15 protein-coding genes are annotated in these 23302 nt (G+C 59.8%); 2 read left to right on the forward strand and 13 right to left on the reverse strand.

The genetic code is table 11. The annotated features are described in order from the left end of the window. From FVQ81_12315 to FVQ81_12350, 8 genes are all read right to left on the reverse strand, one after another. Window positions 1-1863: hypothetical protein (locus FVQ81_12315; protein ID MBW7997329.1), on the reverse strand; the 1863-nt coding region annotated here is incomplete at its 3' end. A gap of 59 nt (window positions 1864-1922) precedes the next feature. Continuing rightward, on the reverse strand, window positions 1923-4544 hold the full coding sequence (locus FVQ81_12320; GenBank protein MBW7997330.1) for an AAA family ATPase: 2622 nt from the start codon (window positions 4542-4544) through the stop codon (window positions 1923-1925). Between the two features lie 365 nt (window positions 4545-4909). Beyond that, window positions 4910-5290, reverse strand: a complete 381-nt coding sequence (locus tag FVQ81_12325; GenBank protein MBW7997331.1) for an endonuclease domain-containing protein — start codon at window positions 5288-5290, stop codon at window positions 4910-4912. Between the two features lie 34 nt (window positions 5291-5324). Beyond that, window positions 5325-6584 carry a phosphomethylpyrimidine synthase ThiC gene (thiC, locus tag FVQ81_12330; protein ID MBW7997332.1) on the reverse strand — a complete coding sequence of 420 codons (1260 nt, stop codon included), beginning with the start codon at window positions 6582-6584 and terminating at the stop codon, window positions 5325-5327. Window positions 6585-6659: 75 nt separating this feature from the next. Next, window positions 6660-7466, reverse strand: a complete 807-nt coding sequence (locus FVQ81_12335) for a sugar phosphate isomerase/epimerase (GenBank protein MBW7997333.1) — start codon at window positions 7464-7466, stop codon at window positions 6660-6662. Then, a complete protein-coding gene (locus FVQ81_12340) occupies window positions 7463-9097 on the reverse strand; it encodes a DUF885 domain-containing protein (GenBank protein MBW7997334.1) in 1635 nt (544 codons plus the stop codon). Before FVQ81_12340 ends, FVQ81_12335 begins: the two co-directional genes overlap by 4 nt. A 32-nt stretch (window positions 9098-9129) precedes the next feature. Further along, window positions 9130-10494 (reverse strand): DUF4139 domain-containing protein, encoded by a 1365-nt coding sequence (locus FVQ81_12345; GenBank protein MBW7997335.1) that lies wholly within the window; start codon window positions 10492-10494, stop codon window positions 9130-9132. 195 nt (window positions 10495-10689) lie between these two features. Beyond that, a complete protein-coding gene (locus FVQ81_12350; protein ID MBW7997336.1) occupies window positions 10690-11958 on the reverse strand; it encodes an HD domain-containing protein in 1269 nt (422 codons plus the stop codon). A gap of 124 nt (window positions 11959-12082) precedes the next feature. Here FVQ81_12350 and FVQ81_12355 point away from each other — a divergent pair, with 124 nt between their 5' ends. Next, window positions 12083-13651, forward strand: coding sequence for a DASS family sodium-coupled anion symporter (locus FVQ81_12355; GenBank protein MBW7997337.1), 1569 nt, complete (start codon window positions 12083-12085; stop codon window positions 13649-13651). A gap of 323 nt (window positions 13652-13974) precedes the next feature. On the opposite strand, the gene FVQ81_12360 is transcribed toward FVQ81_12355, so the two are convergent. The 4 genes from FVQ81_12360 to FVQ81_12375 form a co-directional block, all read right to left on the reverse strand. After that, window positions 13975-15093, reverse strand: coding sequence for a quinolinate synthase NadA (locus FVQ81_12360; GenBank protein MBW7997338.1), 1119 nt, complete (start codon window positions 15091-15093; stop codon window positions 13975-13977). A gap of 79 nt (window positions 15094-15172) precedes the next feature. Continuing rightward, on the reverse strand, window positions 15173-16414 hold the full coding sequence (locus FVQ81_12365; protein ID MBW7997339.1) for a methyltransferase: 1242 nt from the start codon (window positions 16412-16414) through the stop codon (window positions 15173-15175). A 125-nt stretch (window positions 16415-16539) separates the two neighbouring features. Further along, complete coding sequence (locus FVQ81_12370) at window positions 16540-17571, reverse strand: hypothetical protein (GenBank protein ID MBW7997340.1); 1032 nt, start codon at window positions 17569-17571, stop codon at window positions 16540-16542. A gap of 138 nt (window positions 17572-17709) precedes the next feature. Then, window positions 17710-19872, reverse strand: coding sequence for an alpha-galactosidase (locus tag FVQ81_12375; GenBank protein MBW7997341.1), 2163 nt, complete (start codon window positions 19870-19872; stop codon window positions 17710-17712). Between the two features lie 450 nt (window positions 19873-20322). Here FVQ81_12375 and FVQ81_12380 point away from each other — a divergent pair, with 450 nt between their 5' ends. Continuing rightward, window positions 20323-21744, forward strand: a complete 1422-nt coding sequence (locus FVQ81_12380) for a sulfatase-like hydrolase/transferase (protein MBW7997342.1) — start codon at window positions 20323-20325, stop codon at window positions 21742-21744. A gap of 3 nt (window positions 21745-21747) precedes the next feature. Here FVQ81_12380 and FVQ81_12385 read toward each other — a convergent pair whose 3' ends face one another. Further along, window positions 21748-22929 carry a histidinol-phosphatase gene (locus FVQ81_12385; protein MBW7997343.1) on the reverse strand — a complete coding sequence of 394 codons (1182 nt, stop codon included), beginning with the start codon at window positions 22927-22929 and terminating at the stop codon, window positions 21748-21750. Window positions 22930-23302 lie beyond the last annotated feature (373 nt).

Raw genomic sequence — 23302 nt, forward strand, 5'->3', positions numbered from 1 at the left:
GCACACCGGGTTGAGTCCGGGGTCGCGTGATCCGGTCAGCTTATCCAGTTTCTCGCGGATTTCGCCGCCCTCGGCAATCAGATCTTTCAGGCGGTAGAACCTTTCCTGGAGTGCCCGGATGAAGACCTCGCCCAATGCCGACAGTTCTCCCGGCCCCCACCCCTCAACCCGCACCTTGCCCAGCATATTCTCCAGATAGTCGGCGTACTGGGGGATAAAAACGTCCAGCGGGCTGATCACGTCGGCGAACGTGCCGGTGAAATCCGCCAGCACGATACTGGTCGGCACCCTCGGGTCACTGCCCTTGAACTGCAGCAACTCGTCACCATCGCCGAAAAACACGACCCCGGTGTCAGGCTCACAGCGCCCCACGAATATATTCAGCACCGCCTCGGTGCCCAGCAGCTCAGCCTGCGCGTTAACAAAACCCTCGTGGCGGTAATAGTCGTAAGACACTTTATCGGTAGCCAGGCCCTGGATGTATGGCCGGTTGAAATAGGTAACCGGTACGGTTCCGATACCCGTCAGGTTCTCATTACGGCTGAGATGCAACACCACCGGCGTATTCGCGCCCAGCAGGCTCAGGATCTCGCGGCGGTCGAACGTATACTCAAGGTAGCCCGCGGCCATGTTCTTGGCCTCTTCCAACTCGTAATCCCGGTTGAGGTAGTAGAGCACGTTGCGGTAGACTTTACGCAGGATTCTGATCTGCTCCTCCGTGCTGTCCTGCTGCTTCAGCACGGCGATAAACACCTCGCGATATGAGCCCGCTGCTCGCTTGGTGCTCTGGCTGCGCATCAGCCGTCCCAGGTTGATATACTCCAGTTTGCCGTAGCAGCGGATGAAGTCGTCAAGCAACTGGCTGGCTGAATCCTCGATATGCTCGTCCTCGACCATTTTCCCATCGACAATCCGGCAGCCGGACAGCCAGTGGATATTCATGTTGAACTCTTCGCTGATCCCCAGCATCGATTCCTCGGTGGGCGGGATCTCGCTGAGCTCCGCGTACATCTCGTTGCGCCAGGACGGGTTGTTGGGGTCGTCGTGATGCAGGGCCGAGGGGACTGCGGCGCGGAAATTTTCGAGAGCCTGGTCGAACAGACGGGCCGCGCCCTCCTGCTGCTGCGCTCCCCATCTGCGGCAGCGCTTGAGGTAGCCGCCAAGTTCCTCGAACAGCGAAAAATCGAACCGCTTCCCGTCTTTGGCGAAAAAATCGAGTTCACGCACGTAGTTGTTGCTGCGCCGCTGATAAAGGTCGACAATTTCCAGTACGCGTTCCCTGAATTCAGCCTGCTTGCCGATAACATCCCTGATCTCGGCGAATTTCTGTGGCGTAACCAGACGGCCGCCGCTCTCGATCTTGTAGTAGTAGCGGTTGGCCGTGCCCACGCTGACCATCGAAAGACGGATCTGGTCGATAATCTCCTCGACCGTGAAATAGCGCGGGGTCATTTTCCAGCTTTCACCCCGCAGCTTGAACGCCTCGCGGACCTTGGGGTCGCGGCGGCCGGTGAACCGGATCATCGCAGAGGGCACCACCTCGCGCAGCAATTCCCCGGCGCGGAAACAGCGGTCCATGTCGTCGGGGATCGAGCGCACCATCACATGCTCTCCGCGCGAGACCAGGGCCACGAGGTCGTCGAAAACTTCCTGCTGACTGTCCTCGTCCATCGCCCTGCCGGATTTACGCTGGTACTCCTCGATAAAATCCATCGCCAGGGTAACATGCAGATCCTGGCCGACGATCATGCTGTTCAACGAGGGGAACACGTCGCCCATGTGGTATTTAAGGTTACCGCAGCTGTCGCGTTCCAGCGGGTGGGGGCCGTAGAGGGTAAGCTTATCGTAGGATGTAACCTTCATTAATGCGCAGTTTTTCCGCTCCCGAGCGGCTCGGGAAAGCTGATTGAACAACTGTTGGCTCAGGCACGCTGAAAGATATAGTGACTGATATTCTGGCGCTGCTCGTCGGTGACAGCCCTGGCCAGCGCCTTCTTGAAATACTCCATCGCCTCCGCGTAGTCGCCGCCCTCCTCCATCACGATCCCGATATTGACCAGGTTGTCCGCCACCTGCTCGTCGAGGTTCAATTTCTCGGCCAGGTTGAGGCTTTTCTCGAAAAACTTCATCGCCTTTTCCCGGTTCTCCCTGATCCGCTCGATTTCACCCGCGCTGGTCAGGGCGTCGCACAGCATCTTGAAATCCCTGGCCTCGCCGGCGAGTTTGCTGCAGGTGCTGAAGTGGCTGAACGCCTCCTCGAGCATCCCGGCCAGGTATTCAACCTGGGCCAGCTTGTACACGTTGCGCAGACGGCAGTCTTTTTTCTCATCCTCGCCCATACCGGCGTTGTCCAGCATCCCGATCAGTTTGCCGTAAAGCTCCACGGCGGCTTTGCTGCTGAACTGGCGTGCGCACTGGTCGCCGGCGGACTCCAGGTAAAACACCGCCTTGTCGGCTTTATCACCCTTCTCGAAATGGAACGCCAGCCGGTAGTGCTCGTCCTTGGGTACTTCCTTATCGCCGTAAATATCCTCGATACATTCCCCCAGCAGTCCGTGGAGGATTGTCTTGTTGTAATTGAGCAGCGTGTTGTAGCACACTTCGCTGATCAGCACGTTGGCGAACACGTGGAACCCGCTGTCGCCGTCACCGCCGCGCGAGACGATCATTCGCGCCTGTACAAAATTATCCAGCAACTCATCCAGCTGATCCCGGTCCCCTCCGGCGCGGCCGTGGAGATCGCCCAGCAGCGCGGTGCTGAACTCCATGCCGGTAACGCTGGCCTCGAAGAGCAGCTTGCGCGCCTCCTCGTCGAGCTTGTCGATCCTGGTCTGCACCATCCCGTGGATCGAGTCCGGCAGCTCCACGTCCTCCTCCTTGGGATTGACCACCCAGACCGGGCTGCCCTCCTGGACCTCCTCCTGAATCAACACTTCCCTGTCGATCAGGGAAAACGTGATCTCCTCGATATAGAACGGGTTGCCGCCTGATTTCTCGAAGATCAGTTTCGCGAGCCGGTCGGTGAGGATCAGCCCTTTGAGCATGCCCTGCACCATGCCGGTAGTCTCTTCCCGAGAAAGCGGCAGGATCACGAGCTGGTAGAAATTGTCGCCTTCCCGCCATTTTTCCGACGGGACATAGTCGGGCCGGTACATGGTGACAAACAGGGTGGGACGGACCGGCTGGAGGTTGTCGAGCAGGAAATCGATCAGTTCGCGGCTTAGCTCGTCTAGCCAGTGGAGGTCGTCAAGCAGGAGGTACATCGCCTCGCCCTCGCCTTCGAGCGCTGATGAGGCTTCGAGGAAGATACGGAGCGAGGTGAAAATCAGTTCCTTGAGCTCGTCGGGCTTGATCCGCTTGATCGCTTCCGGATCGCGGGGCACGCCCAGCAGGTAGGCCAGATAGTCCTCGTGCTCGTCGAGACGGGCGCGGGTCTGCTCGCGCTCGCCCTCGTCCAGCAGCGCCAGGGTCTTGAGGCGCTCGCAGGTTTCCTCCCACTTCCGCCGGACTGTCTCGACCGGATCGCCTTCGCTGACTCCCATCAGGTTTTTGAACACGCTGACAAACACCCAGTAGGGAGCGTCGGCGTAAGAGATTGTCTTGCCCTTGAGCAGAAGCCCGCGGGGGCAGGGACCGCGGGTCAGGAACTCGTGGACCATCCGGCTCTTGCCCATCCCGCCGTCGGCGCTAAGGCCCGCCACCTTGATCCGCTCCGGTCTGCCGCCGGAGAAATAGTCCTCCATGAATTTGCCGAGCGCTGCCCATTCGCTTTCACGGCCCACATAGGCCTTGCTCTTGGCCAGCGTGTCGCGCTCCCAGCGCTCGACCCGCTCCTTCAGCACCCCGTGGACCCGGAACACCTGCAGGGGCTTGCTCTTGCCCTTGACCGAGATCGGCTCCAGTTCCTCGCAATCGAAAATATCGCCGGCCTGCTCGCGCGTATTTTCACTGACCATGATCGTGTTGACTTCGGCACTGGTCTCCAGGCGGCTGGCGGTATTGACCGTATCGCCCATCACCGTGAAATCCTTCTCGCCGCGGTCGCCGAGTTCACCGGCCACCACCAGCCCGGAGTTGATCCCGATCCTGCAGCCCAGGTTAATGCCCTTGGACTTCATGATCTTGTTGACGTGGTCCATCTTGCCCAGCATACCCAGCGCGGCGCGCACCGCACGCTCGGCGTCGTCCTCGCTGGCCTTCTTGGCGCCGAACAGGGCCATGATGCAATCGCCGATATACTTGTCCACCATCCCGCCGTAGCGCACTATCTCCGAGGAGAGCACCTTGAACACGTTGTCGATAATCTGGGTCACTTCCTCGGGGTCGAGCTTCTCGCTCATCGCCGTGAAGCCCTTGATATCAAGGAACAGCACGGTAACGTTCCGGCGCTCACCCTTCTTGAGCGTAATCTGCTCGCGGCGGTCCTGCTCGCGGTCGGTGAACAGCTTGTCCATGTCGGTTGTGAGCAGCTGCGACCAATCATCCTGTGACATGGGGGTCTCCTTGCGGGGAATGCGATGCCAACGGGTACGCGTGCTACTCATTATTCATTTAACAGAACCAACCGCATCATCCCATTCTTTATATTTATCGATAAGGCTTTTCAGATACGCCCGCACAACTTTGAATATCTTTTTCAAGAAACTCTGCTTTCGCCTCTACTAACCTTAAATCAAGCTCTATCCTCATGATTCGTTTCCATAAGACACAACCCCCTGTTTCCCCCTTTACTAAGGGGGACTAAAACCGCAAAAACTCGTACGCCATGCAAACAAAATACATACTTTGTAGCCAGCCATTTACCTTAGTCAACAAACTTAATAATTCCTAACACTTTACCGGTAAAACAAAGATCGAAAAATTCCCCCTTAGAAAAGGGGGTGCCCGCGTAGCGGGCGGGGGTTGTTTCTTAAATACCTAAATCTTTTTTCTTTTCCTCGAATGCGTCAATCACAAGTTCCAATTGGCTGACTACTCCCTGAATGTTGCTTTTTGCGTCCTTGTCGAGAAAACGAATGACTTTCATGCCTAAAGACTCCAGAAATCCCTGTCGTGCCTTGTCTTGCTCCAGCCGTTTATCGTGGCTGGAGCCATCAATTTCTATCACCAGATGAAGATCATGACAAAAGAAATCTACTATAAAATCACCGACAGGCTTCTGTCTGGCGAATTGATAACCGCGAAGTTTGCGTGCCTTTAACTGTTCCCAAAGTAGTACTTCCACCAGAGTACTATTTTTCCGGAGCTTACGTGAGAGGGTTTTGAGCTTGGAGTTGTAGTGAATTTTCAATTTGACCCTCTTAAAAAGCTAACAACACCCCTTCTCACTCCTTCAGCGCGCAGAGTTCCGAGCACATGGTGCACAGGTTCTCATCGGCCGGCCTGCTCATCGCCCGCATCGTGCGGGCCAGCTCGGGGTCGATCGCCAGCTCGTACATTTTCTCCCAGTCGAGCGCCTTGCGCGCGGTGCTCATCGCCCTGTCCCAGTCGGCCGCGCCGGGCAGGCCCTTGGCCAGATCGGCGGCGTGGGCGGCGATCCGGCAGCAGATCACCCCGGTGCGGACATCCTCCAGGGTTGGCAGGCGAAGGTGCTCGGCCGGAGTGACATAGCAGAGGAAGTCCGCCCCGGCGGCCCCGGCCACTGCTCCGCCGATAGCCGAAGTCAGATGGTCGTAACCGGGGGCAATATCGGTCACCAGCGGTCCGAGCACGTAGAACGGCGCGCCGTCGCAGAGCCTTTTCTCCAGTTCGATATTGAGCCGCACCTGGTCGAGCGGTACGTGGCCCGGCCCCTCGACCATCGACTGCACACCCGCCTCGCGGGCGCGCTGGACCAGCTCGCCCAGGACCATCAGTTCGGCAACCTGCCCGCGGTCGGTTGCGTCGGCGATCGAACCCGGCCGCAGCCCGTCCCCCAGGCTGAGCGTGACGTTATACTCCGCCGATATTTTCAGGATTTCATCGTAATAGGTGTAGAGCGGGTTTTCCAGGCCCGTAGCCCTCATCCAGCGGTAGAGGAACGACCCGCCGCGGCTGACTATCCCGGTCACCCTGCCCTGCATGTCTATTTGACGGACGCCCTCGCGGGTCAGGCCGCAGTGGACGGTGATGAAATCCGCGCCCAGACGGCAGTGTTCGCGCACAACCTCGATAAAGTCCTCTTCGCTCACGGCGTCGAAACTGCACCCGCGCTCGACAACTTCGACCGCTAATTTATAAATCGGCACGGTCCCCACCGGAACTTCACTCTTTTCCAGGGTCAGTTTCAGCATCCGCTCCAGGTCCGGACCGGTCGAGAGGTCCATCACAGCATCTGCGCCGGCCTCGATAGCCGCCCGCAGCTTGCACAGCTCCTCCTCCGGCGTACCGGCGTCGCGGCTGGTCCCGAAATTAGCGTTGACCTTCGTCCGGGTGTTCTCGCCCACGGCGGTCGGACGGACTATTCCGTCGCGAAGGCGATTGCCCAGCACCACGGTCCGTCCACGGGCCAGGGAATCGGCCAGCTGTTTTGCATCAAGCGGCTCGTTAACGGCCGCCTGCCGGATCATTTCCTCCGGCACGGAAAAATCCCATCGCTTTTCCATCTCCACGTCTCCACGTAAAAAGCCCACGCTCACGCCGCGGCGCAGGCCGATTAACTCCACCCTGAGGAAGACAACTTAAAGCAGCTCTATCTGGTACTGTCCCAGCCCCTTCTTACGCACGAGCTGCAGGGAATCGAACGCCTGTTCCGGCGCCATCTTGAATACGATATCGGGCACCAGGCTTTTTTTCATGCATGCCTGGTAGAAATCCTTCAGCGGGAAACTGCCGGCGCCCAGGGGCAGGCGCTCGCTGTCGCGTACCCGGGCATCGCTGAGATAAACCAGTTCCAGCCTTCCGCCGAGCAGGTTGACCCAGCTGGTGATTTTTTTCTTACTGAACGCATACGCCCCGGCAACGTCGAGGCAGACGCCGCAGAGTTCGGGCGGGAGACCATCGAGCAGACGGAGCTGGATTTCCGGCTCGTCCTCGAACATGTTGGCGAACAGCACGCGCACGTCCAGCCTGGCGGCGTAGTCGAGCACGCGCCGCCAGAGCGGCCGGCAGACCTCGAACCACTGGTCCAGCACCCGGGCGTGGAGCAGGGTGTTGTAACCGGTGAAAAAGGTGACGAACTCCGCCTCGAGGGCGGCGGCGATATCGAGCGTGCGGATGTAGAGCTTCTGGGTGTGCTCGCGGATATAGGGATCGAGACTGCCGGGCGCCAGGTCGTAGAACGGCCCCTGAACGAGACGGCCGATCCCTTGCTGGCGCAGGGTTCGTCCAAGCCGGGAAACAGCCGGCAACTCACAGACTTTCAGGATCCACTCCGGGTCGTTAAGCTCGAATTCCACTCCCATGCCTGCTTCGCCCAGCTGATCGATCAAGCCTGTTACCGCGGCGTAAGGCGCCGAAATAAAATAGTCGAGCTGGCTGGCGGTCATCCTTTCTCCCTCCCAAGGGCTGCACTCAGCTTTTTTTCAGCCGATTTCGGGGGCAGGCCGCTGGCGCGGATCAGTCTGTCGTGGAAATCCTTGAGAGAAAACTCTTTACCGAGCGCCTTGCGGAACTTGCCGCACCACTTTTCGATCATCAGCCTGCCGGCCAGCGCTCCTACCGATGAGGCCGGGGCAGCCGCCAGCGCGCTCACCACCTGCCAGGCCTGTTTCTCGCTTATCGCGGCGCGTCCGGCAAGTTCATTTACCGCCCGCTCCTCTTTCATCCCGCCGGTATGGATGTCCAGGTCTATCAGCACCCGCAGCGCGGCCAGCAGCCGTCCGTGGTGGTTGAGCAGGTTGAGCAGCTGCTCGTCGTCGAAAGCCCCGCTGCCGATAGTCGCACCCAGGATGTAGGATTCCCAGCCGGCCTCCAGTACGCTGCCGCGTGCCAGGTACGCCAGCCGCTCGCCGCAGTGACGGCGTCGCTGGACGAGGAACGTGTGCCTGCCGGGGTACACCTGACGGATAGCTGTCGCCAGGGCGTTGACCCGCGAATGGGCCGGCAGCAGGCGCTCACGGTCCTCATCAGCCGGCTGAGTTACGCAGAAACAAGCTATCGCCTCAGACTCGAAATGCGGAGGTTCGATATAACCCGCCACCGGCAGTATCGAGGTCTCGAACTCCGGTGTCTGCACAATTTCCAGTTTTCCCCCCGACGGCAGGGTCACCAATCCCGCGGAGCGGACCCGGCCGGCGACTTCATTGATTATGCCTCGCCAATGCTCAAGCAGGTTATCCGCCGCGGGCAGTTCGCTGTCCCGGGCCAGAGCGCTCCGCCAGTCTTTGGAGCCGCTGATTCCGGCGGCCGTTTCCTCAAGCCGGGCCAGTGCCCGATCGACCTCCTCCTCGGCCAGTTTGCGAAGGGAGCCGGTGTTTAAATCGAGCTGGTGCTCGTGTTTGAGCAGGAAATCGAAAATATCCTCGCCCGCGGCGCAGACCCCGTCGCTGCGGGGCTGAGCCTCCTCGATCAGGAACTCCACGAAATCCTCGAACGCTTTCAGGGCCTGGCTGCTGTACTTGCCGATCACGTTTTCCAGCTCCGGAACCTCGCGGGAGAGGATACCGGTAATCCGGGCCAGATAGTCCCTGCCGCGGGCGCTGATCTCGACCGCGCGGATCGTCAGGATGTGGGGCAGATTCCCCCCGTAGCTCAGGTTAAGCCGGCCCTCGGTCAACACGCGAGGAATCTCGCGGAGGCGGTCAATCGCCCTCAGGGCGCGGAAATGGTACGGAGCGTTGGAGCGGGCCACAAGCTGGTAAACACCGTAGAGCGCCAGGCGGGGGTAAGTGGTGGCGTCGCGGTCGAGACTGGAGAAATCCACCTCCATGTTGATTCCCACCCGCAGCGCGCATTTCAGGTGCTGCACTTCGGCGGCCAGTTTACCCCTGACTTTGAGAGATTCCAACTGCTCCAGGTACTCCCGCTTCTTTTCCAGTTTTTTGCGGCGGGACACCTGATCCAGTTTTTCCAGCATGTCGTCGTAGCGATGGATCCCGGCGATAGTAGCTTCAACTGGGTTTTCACGCCAGAGGAACTCGAGAATATCGTCAATAACCTGCCCGGCCTCAGTGGCCATTCAATCTCCTTAGGGTACCGGTAAACTTTGCTTCAAATAAATTCAATCGTGTAGCGGACATTAACTCTCGAACCGGCCTTGACCCGCGGCTCGAACCTGACCAGGTTCGATTCCAGCTTTTCCCAGTCGTGGGAACTGGCCGTAATCTTCCAGTCGCCCGGAATCGGTTCATCAATCTGCACGGTGACCGTGATATCCTTCGTGTTGATCAACTCGATCTCAAGCGTTACCCGCCGCAGCCGGTCGGTGGGCCGCTGGAAATCCAGCTGGCGACGCAGACCCTTGACGTCGAACGCCCTGCCCGCCGAGACAGTCACCTTTTCGCCCGCCGGAGTGTGCCCGATCCGGTCCTCGCCGGCAAACCACGTGGTTCCGCTGGCATCCTTATCGTACACCCGGACCAGTCCGGCGGGCAGGGGCAGGTCTTTATCGTCCGCTCCGCCGGAGTGCCACTCCAGGATAACATCGGCCGGTACCGGTTCCCGCTGGGGGCGCACGGGAGCATGGAAATAGCGCGACGAGCCGCTGAAGCGGTAAATCTTTTCGACTCTTATCTGCCGAGCGGCAAAGAGTTCGACCTGTTTCACCTGGTTGTGCAGCAGGTCCATGCGGTGAGGCAGGTCGTAGCGGTAGTACTCGAACTGTGCCTGCGGCGGCATGCCACCCATGTCTGCCTTGGCCGCCAGCGAAGCTCTCATCTCTATCATTTCCGGAGCGAAGGCGTACTGCTGGCGCGAGGCGCGGTTGATACTGCCGGCGATCAGATGGAGCCGCGCATTCCTGAAATCGGCTCCGCTGCGGTTGTGCAGGCTGACCCAGCCGCTCAGCACCGCCCGGCCCTCACCCGGCCCGAGAGTCAAGACATACTCGCTCTGCCAGGAGAGTCCGTTGGTCAGGTAACTCAGGCCGATATCCCTGGTTCCCGCGCTTCCGGATTCGAGCAGCCAGCTCAGGACCGGTTCGGCCACAAGACCTTCGGGGAGTTGGGGCAAAATCAGTTTCCCGCCGGGTTCGAGCAGCACCTCGCCGTCCACTTCCACCACCGGACCGCCGTCGTTTGTCAGCAGGACAGCCTCCCTGCGCTCAAGTTCGCCGGTACGCTCGTTTTCCCGCTCGATCAGCACCTTGCGCCCAATATATGCCTCGAGCAGGTTGCTGCGGTTGAGCGGGTTGTACAGGTAGCGCTGCTCGATCAGCTCGATACCCCCGCCCGGCTCGGCAATCACCGAGGAGGGCAGCAGCATCCGTCCGATACCGGCCAGGCGAAGGTCGAACTTTCCATCCGGCAGATTGACCCTGCGCGTTTCGCGAACCAGGGCCAGATTGTCGTTGTAAACAACCAGGCTGAGTTCTTTCCTGTCCGCAGCGCCGGAAACCACCGCTGGTTCCGCAGGCACGCCATCCGCAACTCCTACCACACTCAGCAACGCGGCAATCAAGATTCCTGTTGGCCTGAACACTGAATCTCCACGGCTGGAATCACTGGATCGCCCAGTGAGCGCGGGGGGCGATCAGTCAGCTTGAAACGGGGAAATCGCGACCACTTAAAGGTATTCAACTCCACCCCGTACTGTCAACTCATAAGCATCCCTCTAGCCCGGCATGCGGGGTATGAAAAGGTCCTTGAACACCTTGGTGAAATAGCGGTCAGTCATGGTCGCCAGGTAATCGCGCACCTTTACGGGAGCCCCGGTATCTGCCAGGTAGCTTGCCGAGCGGTTGTTCAAAAAGTGCCGGTAAATGATCGAGCCGGTGCGTTCTTTTTCGAGATCAGCGAGGAAGTGCTCGAACATCGCGCGGAATGCGTGCTCGATCCGCTGTTTCTCCTTGCGGATTTCCGGGTGGGAATAGATCCGCAGATAGTTGAACTCGCGAAGGCGGCTGAACGCGTCGAGCACCGGGGCGCTCAGCCGAACCGTGTCCTCTGCCAGACTGGCCTCCACCAAGTCGCTGACCAGGGAGTCGATAATCTCGCTGTTGCTGCTTCCCAGGGCGTCCGCCAGATCGGCCGGGATATCGCGGCTCTCGATAATTCCGATCCGGATTGCATCCTCGATATCCTGGCCCACGTAGGCCACTGTATCGCACATACGTACCACGCACCCCTCGAGGGTGGCCGGAATCATCTCCGGTTTTGAGCCAGTCGCGCAGCCGGCCACATAGGCCTCGATATCCGCCTCCGTGCGCTCCCGGTGTGGCGGCAGCGGCCCGAGATCCGCCTCGCCGTCGTGGAACAGGATCCCGTCGCGGACCTGGAAGGTTAGATTCATGCCGCGGTTGGTATTGGCGAGGCTGTCGACGTAGTAGAGGCTGTGGACATTGTGGTGGAAATGGCCGATCCCGAAGCTGTGGCAGAGCGAATCGAGAAACATCTCCCCATCGTGGCCGAACGGCGGGTGGCCGAGGTCGTGGCCCAGGGCCACCGCCTCGATCAGGTCCACGTTCAGCCGCAGCAGCCGGCCGATAGTACGGCCGATCTGGGAGACCTGCATGCTGTGGACAGCCCGGTTGGTGATATGCTCATCGAACTGGGACGCGAAATAGACCACCTGGGTTTTGCCCACATAGCGACGGAAACCGCCGCTGTAGAGAATCCTGTCCCGGTCGCGGGCGAACGGGCTGCGGAAATCCTCGTCCTCCAGCGGCCGGGTCCGTACCGCGGCGGCGTGGGGAGTTGCGAACGGGCTGAGCCGGCTGTCGCGGTCGATCAGGATCTGCCTGCTGAGTTCCATCAGTTTTTCGTGCGCCACGCCGCCTCCACGCGTCCCGGCATCCTGCCGGCACCAGCCAATCCCGACAGATAGAGAATGACAAGAAATATCGACCGAAACTTCTAAGATACTTCGTTTCGACCCCTCCATCAAGACGGACAGCCCGGTCTCCCCGAGCTTTTCCTTGACACGGCAGGCTTCCCCGGCCTATAGTCGGTGTCACACGCAAGGCACGGATAGTCCCTTTCCGCACACATCTCAACAACATCGGGCCATGAATCAACTCGATACCGACAGTTCATTGCGACCCACCGTCGGCCTGGTGCTGGGACCGCTGCTGTTTGTCCTGCTGCTCTGCCTGCCCACTCCGCAGGGACTGGAGCCCGAGGCGATGAGGATGGCCGCGGTGGCCGCCCTGATGGCGGTCTGGTGGATCACCGAGGCGATCCCGATTCCTGCAACCGCTTTGCTCCCCCTGCCCCTGTTCCCCCTGCTTGGCATCATGGCCGCCCGCGCAACCCCCTTGAGCTACGCCGACCGGATGATCTACCTGTTTTTCGGCGGGTTCACAATCGCGATCGCCATGCAGAAAGTGGGTCTTCACCGGCGGATGGCCCTGCACATCATCCGGGCGATCGGCTCCAGCCCCAGCCGTCTCCTGCTGGGCTTCATGGTCGCAAGTTCCTTTCTCTCGATGTGGATCTCCAACACGGCCACGGCAATGATGATGCTGCCGATCGGGATGGCGGTGGTGCTGCAGATGTCCGACACGGGCGACAGCGTAACCGACGAGCAGTTCCGCCGCAGTTTCGGGCTGGTGCTGATGCTGGGAATCGCCTACGCTGCCAGTATCGGCGGGATCGGCACGCTGGTGGGCACCCCGCCCAATATCGTGATGGCGGGATTCGTGAAGCAACTGTTCCCCGACGCGCCGGAGATTAATTTCCTGCAGTGGATGCTGCTCGGACTGCCGGTTGTGGTCACATTCGTACCGATCGTATGGCTTTACCTGGTCCGCAGGGGATGCGGAGTGCATTTGCGGGAACTGGGGGGGGCCGACAACCGGAGCGGGGCGGCCTACATTGCCGAACAGATCAGGAAACTGGGACGGATGCGCTGGGGAGAGAAAGCGGTGCTGACCGTGTTCGCTCTCACCGCCCTGGGCTGGATCTTCCGCAAGCCGATCAACCTGGGTTTCTACTCCATCTGGGGACTGACCGAGGCGTTTCCGCTGATCGACGACAGCACGGTGGCGATGACGATGGGGCTGTCACTGTTCCTGATCCCCACCGGGCGGGGCAGCGGCCAGCGGTTCCTGCTCGACTGGAAAACCGTGAACGAGGGAATGCCCTGGGGGCTGCTGATCCTTTACGGCGGCGGGTTCGCGCTGGCACGGGGAATGGAGGCCACGGGCCTGGCGCTGTGGCTGGGCGGGCAGCTCACCTGGCTGGGCAGCATGCCGGTGCCGGTGATGATCCTGGCGACCTGCCTGATGGTCACTTTCCTGACCGAGATCACTTCCAACACGGCCACGACCACGATGCTGATTCCCGTGCTGGCCACGGCCGCGGTGGCGATGGGTACCCACCCGTACCTGCTGATGATCCCGGCCACGATCTCGGCAAGCTGCGCGTTCATGCTGCCGGTGGCCACTCCGACCAACGCGGTCGTCTTCGGCAGCGGCTGGGTGCGGATCCCGGAGATGGCGCGGGCGGGCCTGTGGCTGAACTTTATCGGGGTGGCGCTGGTTACCGTGATAGTTTACACGGTGGGGCTGGCCGTGTTCGATATCAATCCGGGCGTGGTGCCTGAGTGGGCGAGCCATATGGCGGGCGGGCGTTAACCGTATCCGGCTCTCTCGAGATTGCACCAGCTCATTCGGCCCCGAAATAAAAAGGGCCGCGGTATGCCGCGGCCCTTCGTTTTGCTCATAAAGCATTTGAAGCTGTTTCATAACTGTAGTTTTACTTTGACTTTCGCCCATTGCCGGGTAATACCTGAAAACACAACCCCCTGTTTCCCCCTCTATTATACAATGGTGACTAAAACCGCATTACACCATCCTCTGTATCAAAAAACCTGGGACCGGACAATTCCCCCCCCCTTAGCAAAGGGGGTGCCTGCGAAGCAGGCGGGGGTTGTCCTGCCTTAAAGCTGCAAAACAGCCTAGCTGCTCAACTCCAGCATTTTCTCGATCGGACCGCGGGCTTTCTCGATTATCTCCGGCTCCAGATTTACCTCGTATTGAGCCAGGTCTCCACCGGTGTCGATCCGGTGCAGGATATCGAGGATACCCTCCAGGGTCATCTTGGCCATCCACTGGCAGCGCACCGAGCAGGCGGTGGCGAACTGCACGCCGGGGAACTCCTGAGAGAGATTGGAGGTCAGCTCGCACTCGCTGGCCACGAACGCCTGCTCCAGCGTGCCCGCTTTCACCCGTCCGCCGATATCCCCGCTGATCTGGCTCGTACTGCCGTAGAAGTCCGCCTCGCGGAGCACCTCGGGACGGCATTCCCAGTGCGCGTAGATCAGCCGGTGCGGGTGTCCCCGGGGGATATCGAAAGTTTTGCGTATGTTCAGCAGGTCGTCGATCGTGAACTTCTCGTGGACCTCGCAGACCGAGCCGCGGGTAGCGGAGTCCTTGCCGGGGAAGATGACTTTTTTCTCGCCAGCCAGGTCCTGCTCCAGGTTTTCGGCGAACAGGATATCCGGAACGAAAATTATTTCATCGCCCGGCATCGCCAGCGCGATCTCGACCGCGTTGGCCGAGGTGCAGGTGACATCGCAGCGCGCCTTGGCCTCGGCGTAGCTGTTGATGTAGATCATCACCGGGGCGCCGGGGTGCAGTTCCTTGAGACGGTCGATCTCCTCCGGGTCGAAATCGTCGGCCAGGGAGCAGCCAGCTTTCTTGTCGCTGATCAGCACGCGTTTTGCGGGGCTGAGCACCTTGGCGGTCTCGGCCATGAACAGCACGCCGTTGAAGATAATGTAATCGGCGTCGGTGGCCGCGGCAAAGCGGCTGAGACCCAGCGAGTCCCCCTGCTCCCGACGGGTAGACAGGTTGAACACCAGCGGTTCCATGTAGTTGTGGCCCAGGATCACCACGCCGAGTTTCTGCTTGAGTTCCAGTATTTCGTGCACCAGCGGAGCTTTCGCCTCGATATCCACGGGGGTCAGCGTGGGGTCTTTGCGCGCGTAGAGGTCTTCCTTGACCCGCTCCAGTGTCAATTCAGTCATCGTTACCACTCCTGACGTGTTTATCCATTGCCCCTTAGGGGCCTGCATTTATCTATCATTAATCTAACAGGTTAAGAGCTAAAACACAACGGGGAAAGGAGATCGGACCGAAGCAAAGCCAAAGTCATCATCCGTCGAAATCCCGCACCGCCTCGAACATCGCCGCCACGTTTTCGGCCGGCACGTCGGCCAGGATATTGTGCACCTGCTGGAACACGAACCCGCCGCCTGGGGAGAGTATTTCCAGCAGGGAGCGGACATGCTCCCGCACCTCGGAGGGACCGGCGGTGTTGAGCAGGCTGCGGGTGTCGCAGCCGCCGCCCCAGAGCGTGAGCCGGGAGCCGAAATCGCGTTTCAGCCCCGCCGGGTCCATGCCATCGCAGGAAATCTGCACGGGGTTGATCGCATCCAGTCCGGCCTCGATCAGGTCCTCGAGCAGCGGGCGCACGCCTCCGCAGCAATGGAGCATCACGCGGACCCCGGCCAGCTCTTTGGCCCGGCGCCACATCCGCTCGTGCCGCGGTTTAAAAAACTCGCGGTACATCTCCGGTGAAAACTGCGGACCCATCTGTGTGCCCATGTCGTCGCCGAAGGCGATAATGTCGATAGCATCGCCCACATCGGCCAGGTAGCGCTCCAGGTTGGCGAGATGGTGCTCAAGCGCCTCGTCCAGAAAGTCATGCGCCCGTTTCGGTTCGGCGGCGAGCATCATGAAAAAATTGTCGTGACGGAACAGGAACTGGCCCAGTTCCACCAGGTTGCCGCCGAACAGGCCGATAATCGCCCGGTCCGTGCTGTTGCGCAGTAGGCTGGCGCGCTCCCGCAGGAGCTTGCGGCCGGCGTCGCCGGAGGCCAGCGGACCGGGCGGCGAGCCGATTGCGGTCCAGAGGCACTCGGCCATTGCCTCGCCAAGTGTAAGTGTAACTTCATTGCCGCAATCTGCGAATGGGTAAAAAATCTGCTCGAAATAGAGCGCCCCCGGCGGCATCCGGCCGATAAGCCTGCCTGATTCGGAGCGGATCGCCCAGCCGCCGTCCTGTTCGCGCACCGGCGAGGCCCAGCGGGGCATCAGGCAGGGCGAGCCGTCGGGCAGCTCCCAGTCCACCCAGATGCCGGGGCAGTCGTCGTAGGCCCGGCCCAGCTCGACAGTGTCCACGCCGAACAGCTCCAGCACGTCGTCGTCCAGCACCGCAAGCTGCTGCACGGGATCGTAGACCCGCAGCGGACGCTCCGGCAGGCCCAGGTGAGCGCGCAGCCGCCGGTAGGCAATCGCGGCGATCCCGCTGGAGCGGTGGCCGGAGAGATCGACCGGCACGCGGTCCGGCTGCCTGTGGTCCAACGAGGCCAGGATACGCTCGCGGGAATTCATAGTACCTTCACCTCGAGTGAACAATTTGATTCCACGGTTTTTGTCGACAGTGAATAACTATGAGCACACATGAACAAGTCCTTTCTCAAGAGGGGCGACCTTGCCAGCACGGCAAGGCTCCTGAATCACGTGAGGAAAAGAGCCCACAGCGCGACAATCAAAAGCAGCATGTACACATCACTGAGAGACAGGGCCCTCAACTCGAAAGGATGAAAGTGTCGGCGTGAGAATGCAATAAGTACCAACGTGGCAATCATCGGGGGCACGAACAGAAGAACGAACCAGATGCCGTGAGGGGGGTCTTCAAGAATCTTCAGTTCCCATCCGGACAGTCTCATCTGGTCAATGAAGTTCCTTCCACCGCCCATGAGAAACGAGAGCGTATAGGACAGAGCCAGCAGCGCGAAGTAGACGATTGCTCCCCACCAGGCCCACATCCGACGGCTGAAAACGCCATACGTCAGGACAGCCAGCAAAAAGATGGCCAAGTCCGTCAGAAAGATGCCCTTCATTCCCGAAACGAAGCCACCGAAGACCGGAAACACGCCATTGAGGAAGAACAGCACGTGCAGCGCCAGGATGAAGAACACCATAAGTCCGCCCAGCACTAAAATGGGTTGGGGGGTTCGTTCGATCCAACCGCCCTCGCCCCCTGTCTGTTGAAACGCGGCTCGCGTCGTTGGACTCCGATATATGCGGATCATCAGAACGGGCAATACTGGGTACATGAGCAGACAGGCCCCTGCGATTACTGGATAGGTACCTTCGGGGGGTTCCTTTGAAAGCACGAATATTGTGAAAACCGTGAGCGCACACGGCAGCCCAAGCACCAGCCAGCCCCACAGCACAGTCAGGCTGAGCTTCCCAACCCAGGGGCGAAGCCGAAGGTGCCCATATCCAAGCGGGATAAGCACGGCCGCAACAAGATAGAAACCGATGATCTGAATGGCCAAGACCCCAAACCACAGTGAACCGAATCCGAAGCCCTCATAATGCCAGCGGCCGCCGGGTGAGTAGAAATAGAAAGTGACGAACTCAAGGGGCCCGAGGATGGCAGCATATAGGCCCAGTGCGAAAAAGACGGCTCCCAGCATCTGGAGGAGCCTCTTCCGCATGGAGTACGGTTGAACATCTCCATGGAGCGTGCTGGCACTCATTGTTCTCTCCATTCTGTTAATCGAAGCTAAACAGGCCGGTTTTCAGTAAAAATTTCCTTTCAAATGGAGTGCCCCCGGCAATCCGGGAGCGGAGTGTATCATTTATATTTCAAGCAACCAGATCAATTCGCCGCACAGTCACTCCACCTGCGTGACTTCCAACAGCAGGTTATCGCGGAAACCGCGGCGGATCACCGGGTTATCACCGGCAACCGTGCCGAGGTCTTCATCCTTCCCGTATTCATATACCCGGTAAGTCCGTCCCGGCTGGAGGCCGCGCAGTTCCAGCGGTCTGCCGGCGCTCCAGTGGGGATGGAAGAAACCGTAGTAGAGCTTGTCCCCGCTGCGCACCACATGGCCCTCGGGCTTGTCGAAAGCGAGGTCGTAGAGGTTGAGGTACTCGCTCCAGGCCAGGCCCTTGTCGCGGTAGATTCCAACCCAGCGTTTCCAGCTTTTTTCCTGCCCGGGAGTCAGGTCGGTGAAAAAAGTGGTCACCTGCGCGCCGGTGCCCACCGCGCTCTCGAACGATTCGGGGACAGAGAATCCCGTCCACTCGTCCATCGGCACCTGGTAACAGTCGCCGACAGCGAACGAGGTTCCGCGATAGGCTTTCTCCACCTTGATCCTGCGCCGGACCTGGAGGAGGTTGATCGGGTCGGACGAGTTGGCGACGTTGTAGTAGGGCATCTTGAACGGGTCGTGGGGCATGGCGCAGATACACATCTCCACCGGGGCCTCGGGCTTGGATTTCAACGCGGCCTCGTAAATAGCCTTGTAGAACTCCGGCTGTCCCCGGAAAGACTCCAGCGGAGAACCGTGCTCGTGGGCCGGGTTGAAACACGGGGGCGTGCCGCCCAGGTCGCGGGTATCCAGATAGAGGCCATCGTAGTCCCAATCCCCCATGATCCGCTCCACCTGGCCGACAATGAAATCGATGCAGGGGCGGTAAACCGGGCAAAGGTAGTAGAGTCCGCGGCCCGAGAGCGGACGGCGGCTGTTACGGTCGACCACCAGCCAGTCGGGATGTTCGCGGGTCAGGTCGCTTTCGGGACTCACGCCCTGGGGGTACCACCACAGGCTGGTCTTGAACCCCGCGCCGTGGACACTGTCGACAAACGCCCGCATGTCGTCCTCGCCGCCGGGAAACTTGCCGGGGGCGGGATTGACGTCCCAGTCGCCGTACCAGGTGAACCAGCCGTCGTCGAGGTTGGCCCAGCTAATCCCCACTCTGCGAAGGTCCTCGAGCGACTTGTAGATCTGCTCCAGGGTAAAATCGAACCGCAGACCCCAGCTCTTCCAGTACGGCTCGAAAGTGGGCGGCGGAGAGTCCATCGGTATTTCGACTCCCTGGGCGCGCAGAAGGTTGGCATAGGTCCGCAGGGGATCGAAAAAATCCAGCTTGTGGACTATCACCGCGCCGCGGATTGTCGAGACACTCTCGCCGGGTTCCAGGATATTGTCCTGGCCGAGTCCGGGTTCGGGTACCTGGGAGATCGAGATATCGACCAGGCCGTCTGCGGCCGTGCGCACCGGAAGGGAGATCCATTCCTGGGCCGTTTCGGCGCTGGCGATCGCCAGACCGGTCTCCGGCGCCCAGATATCGACCAGCGGAGTCCCGCCGCCGGAGAAAATCCGGTTCGAGATTTCGGTGAAGCCCATGAAATTGCGGCGCTCGTAGTCGGCTGTGAGCCGGATCAGCGAGTAGTCCGAACCCCAGCGGGTGGACGCCCCCTGGTAGCTGGCGAAATCCCAGGCCAGAGCGCCGGGCTCGAGTTTCCGGCGGTCGAGGCGGAAATGGTTGGAGACGATCTCGCTGATCTCCAGACGCTGCTCGCCGCGGTTGCGGAATACGGCGCGGGTGATCACTGTCTGAGGGAACTTTTCGTAGAACGTCAGGCTCACCTCCGCCTCTATCCGGACCGGACGGTAGAGCCGCCGGTCGGCGCTCTCAGCTGATGCGGTAAATATGCAGCGCGTGCCCGCTCCGAGGCCGCTATCGTTCACCGGAGTCCTGGCGAAGCTGCTCCAGTCCACCCGGAAATCGGAAACCACCAGCCCGCCGACACTGATGTAGAACGCGGGGTTTCCCGCCGGGCCGTCAACGGCAAGACTGACCACCGAGCCGTCATCAACCAGTCCCGGGACCATCTTCAGCCGGTCGGTGACCAGCAGTTGTACCGACCCGTGGCTGAACAGCATGCCGTCGCGGGTGCGGGACATTTCCACGGGCGCCGACTGACCGGCACTGAAAACCAACAACAGCACGGCAACAAGCTGAATTGGATTTTTGCGTACTGACATAGCCTTCTCCCGATATACTGTTTTCAAGAGGCTCGAAAATAGTTATCTGAGGATAGATTAACAGGCCCAGCCGGCGCAAGGATTTTATCGGCTCCGCATGACTCGAGCAGTCGCCTCGCTTTTATCCCTGCAAGCGCACCTCGCCGCGCGGCTGATAGAAGCTATTTCATAACCTTAAAACGTGACAACCCCCGCCTGCTTCACAGGCACCCCCTTTGGTAAGGGAATACACACCCCGCCTGCTTCGCAGGCACCCCTCTCAAGAGGGGAATCCTGTCCGGTCTCAGCCTTTTTAGCACGGTGGATGGGGTTATCCGCTTGAAGTCCCCCTTGGAAAAGGGAGAAACAGGGGGTTGTGTTTTTGGGATTACCCGCCAATGGGCGAAAGTTTGAAATAAAACTCTAGTGATGAAACAGGTTCTAATAATTAGATGGACATCTCATTGACAAATGCGCTATGATTATCAACGAAACCCTTTAGCCAATTACCGGTTTATTTCTTCAACGCCTAGCCGACAGGAACTTCCCCGGAGCTGTGCAATGGCAGATTCCCCAATCCCCAGGCGCGACTTTATCAAAGCCGGCGCCGCCACGGGACTGGCGGCCTTGCTGCCCGCCTGCCGCGAGACAACTGATAAACCAGCCGCACGGAAACCCAATGTCGTGCTGATCATGGCCGATGATTTAGGTTACGAGTGTATCGGGGCCAACGGCGGGACATCGTACAAAACGCCGGTTCTTGACCGGATGGCGGCTGACGGCGTACGTTTCGAGCACTGCTATGCGCAGCCTCTGTGCACGCCGACCCGTGTCAAACTGATGACCGGGATCAATAACGTGCGCAATTACGTTGAATTCGGCGTCCTGGACCAAAGCCAGACCACTTTCGGCCACCTGTTCAGGCAGGCGGGTTACGCCACCTGCGTGGTCGGCAAATGGCAATTGGAAGGGGGCCTTGATGGACCGGGTCATTTCGGCTTCGACGAGTACTGTCTGTGGCAGCTTAACCGTCGCCCGGGACGTTATCCCAATCCCGGACTTGAGATAAACGGCCGGCAGGTGGATTTCGGCAGCGGAGAATACGGTCCCGACCTGGTAAGCGACTACGCCTGCGAGTTCATGCAGCGCAACAAGGATAAGCCTTTTCTGCTCTATTACCCGATGATCCTGACCCATTGCCCGTTCGAGCCGACTCCGGATTCTCCTGACTGGGACCCCGCAAGCAAAGGCTCGCCCACCTACAAAGGCGACCCGAAGTATTTTGGCGACATGGTGAGCTACATGGACAAGCTGGTCGGAAAAATGAAAAACAAACTGGACGCACTCGGTTTGCGGGAGAATACCCTGATCGTTTTCGTGGGCGATAACGGCACTGATAAGCCGGTGGTATCGAGGATGGACGGGTATGAAGTGGCGGGCGCAAAGAACACTACGGCCGACGCCGGCACCCGCGTACCGCTGATAGCCGAGTGGCCGGGCACTGTCTCGCGGGGAACTGTCTGCCCCGACCTGGTGGATATGAGCGATTTCCTCCCCACCATCTGCGAAGCCGCCGGGATTTCCCTGCCGCAGGAACCTGTAATTGACGGCAGGAGTTTCATGCCGCAGCTGCGCGGCCAAACCGGGAATCCGCGAGATTGGATTTACTGCTGGTTCTCCCGTTCAGGCGAGCGGGACAAGGTCAGGGTGTTCGCCCGTAACCAACGCTACAAACTGTACGCTACCGGCGAATTTTACGATATCACGGCCGACAGGCTGGAGAATAATCCGCTCGATGTGGAAAAACTCGGTCAGGAAGCCCGGGAGGTCCGCGGGATGCTGCAAGGCGCGCTCGACTCCTATGCCGATTCCCGGCCGGATTACCTGAAATAAAGTCTACCTGTCCTTGCCGGCGGGTTTCGTGAACGTGACGGTCAGTTCCAGCTGCACGGGCTGGCTCTGGCCTGGCGCAGGCACCAGGTTGGTTGCGCGCCAGGGCAGGAGGACTTGCCTGGTTCCCTCGGTTTCCGCGCTCTTACCGCTGACATTGAACCTGACAGTCCCCCCCGGCACCAGCTCCAGCTCGTTTGGAAACTTCAGTTCCGCCAGCTCCCCATCGGCCACCAGCATGAACGGGATATCCGAGCGGTTGTGGACCTGGACCACGGCCAGTCCCTTGCCCGCGACAGTCACCTGGCGGGTTACCAGCTCCACCGCGGATTCGAATATCGGGCGGAGGTAAATGCTCTCTCCGTAGATCTTACCCTTGGCGAACACGGCGGTCCGTCTGGCGAACAGAGCCTGCTTGAGCGCTTCCTGCGTTTTTTCCTCGGCGAACACCAGGGTCATCGGGCGGAAGTCGCCGGGCAGGGCACGGGGATCGTAATCGAAATCGATCAGGGAGTGGACATCGGAAGTGCCCAGGAAAGTGAGGCCTTTTTCCAGACACCACTGCTGGGCCTTGGGGTAGTAATCCGAGCCGTTGACCACCTCGATTCCGTGCAGCCAGCCTTTTTCCAGCAGCTTTGTGTGCTCCGGGTGCCAGATCGACCGGTTGTCCTTCTGCTTGAACGGGGGATGGTTCCAGAACACGAAAGCGCCCTGGTCCACAGCCCGGCCGATACTTTCGAGGTAATCCTCGTGTTCGACCCTGGCCGCGTGGTCCAGGAACAGTGCATTGAAATGGCCCGGAGGCACCTGCTTGGTGATTTCCACCGCCTTGATCAGAATAATCCCCAACTGATCGGCCATCGGACTGGCCACCTCGAAACTGCGGTCGTGGTCGCGGCGGACATCTTCATCATGGGGCGTGTACTCGATATGGTCGCTGATCGCGATTGCATCCAGCCCGTCGCGCCAGGCCTCCTCGATCCGGATATCGGGCCACACCCGGCCGTCCGAGAACACAGTGTGGGTGTGAAGGTCGCATTTGAGTGTGACATATCCCGGGATATCCGGAATTCGCGGCTCGAACCGGGCATTGGTCCTGGCCCGGAGTTCCGGTGAAAGCACCAGTGCGGCGGCTATCAACGGGAGGGCGCAGGCAAAGCGCCAAAAGGAGTTTTTCGTTCCGGCCATTGTCGACTCCGGTTAACGTTGAGTAGGCTGGATGGTTTGCGCAGTGATACACTGCTGCGCGCAAAATTGTTTCAGGTGCAATCAGGTTGTGGCTGGAATACGGTTAGAAAATAGTGTGACAGCTCGGGATTTGAAACCTTTTTTTCCGGACCGGCAAGGGAAAGCAGCGGGATTTCACAGCTTGCAACTGCCGCGGCAAATGGCTTTGAGTTGAGCGGCAACTACAGGGTTCAGGGCATCTTGTTCCCGGTGGGCGCTATTCCTTGTCCTTCCAGATTCTGTCCAGAAACCTGTCGCTGAGACTATCAACATAATCTGGCAAATGATGGGTTCAATCACTCCTGCCGCATTTTTCAACCGTCGTTTACAGAAA

Source organism: Candidatus Glassbacteria bacterium, from assembly GCA_019456185.1.
Classification (GTDB): domain Bacteria; phylum Gemmatimonadota; class Glassbacteria; order GWA2-58-10; family GWA2-58-10; genus JAJRTS01.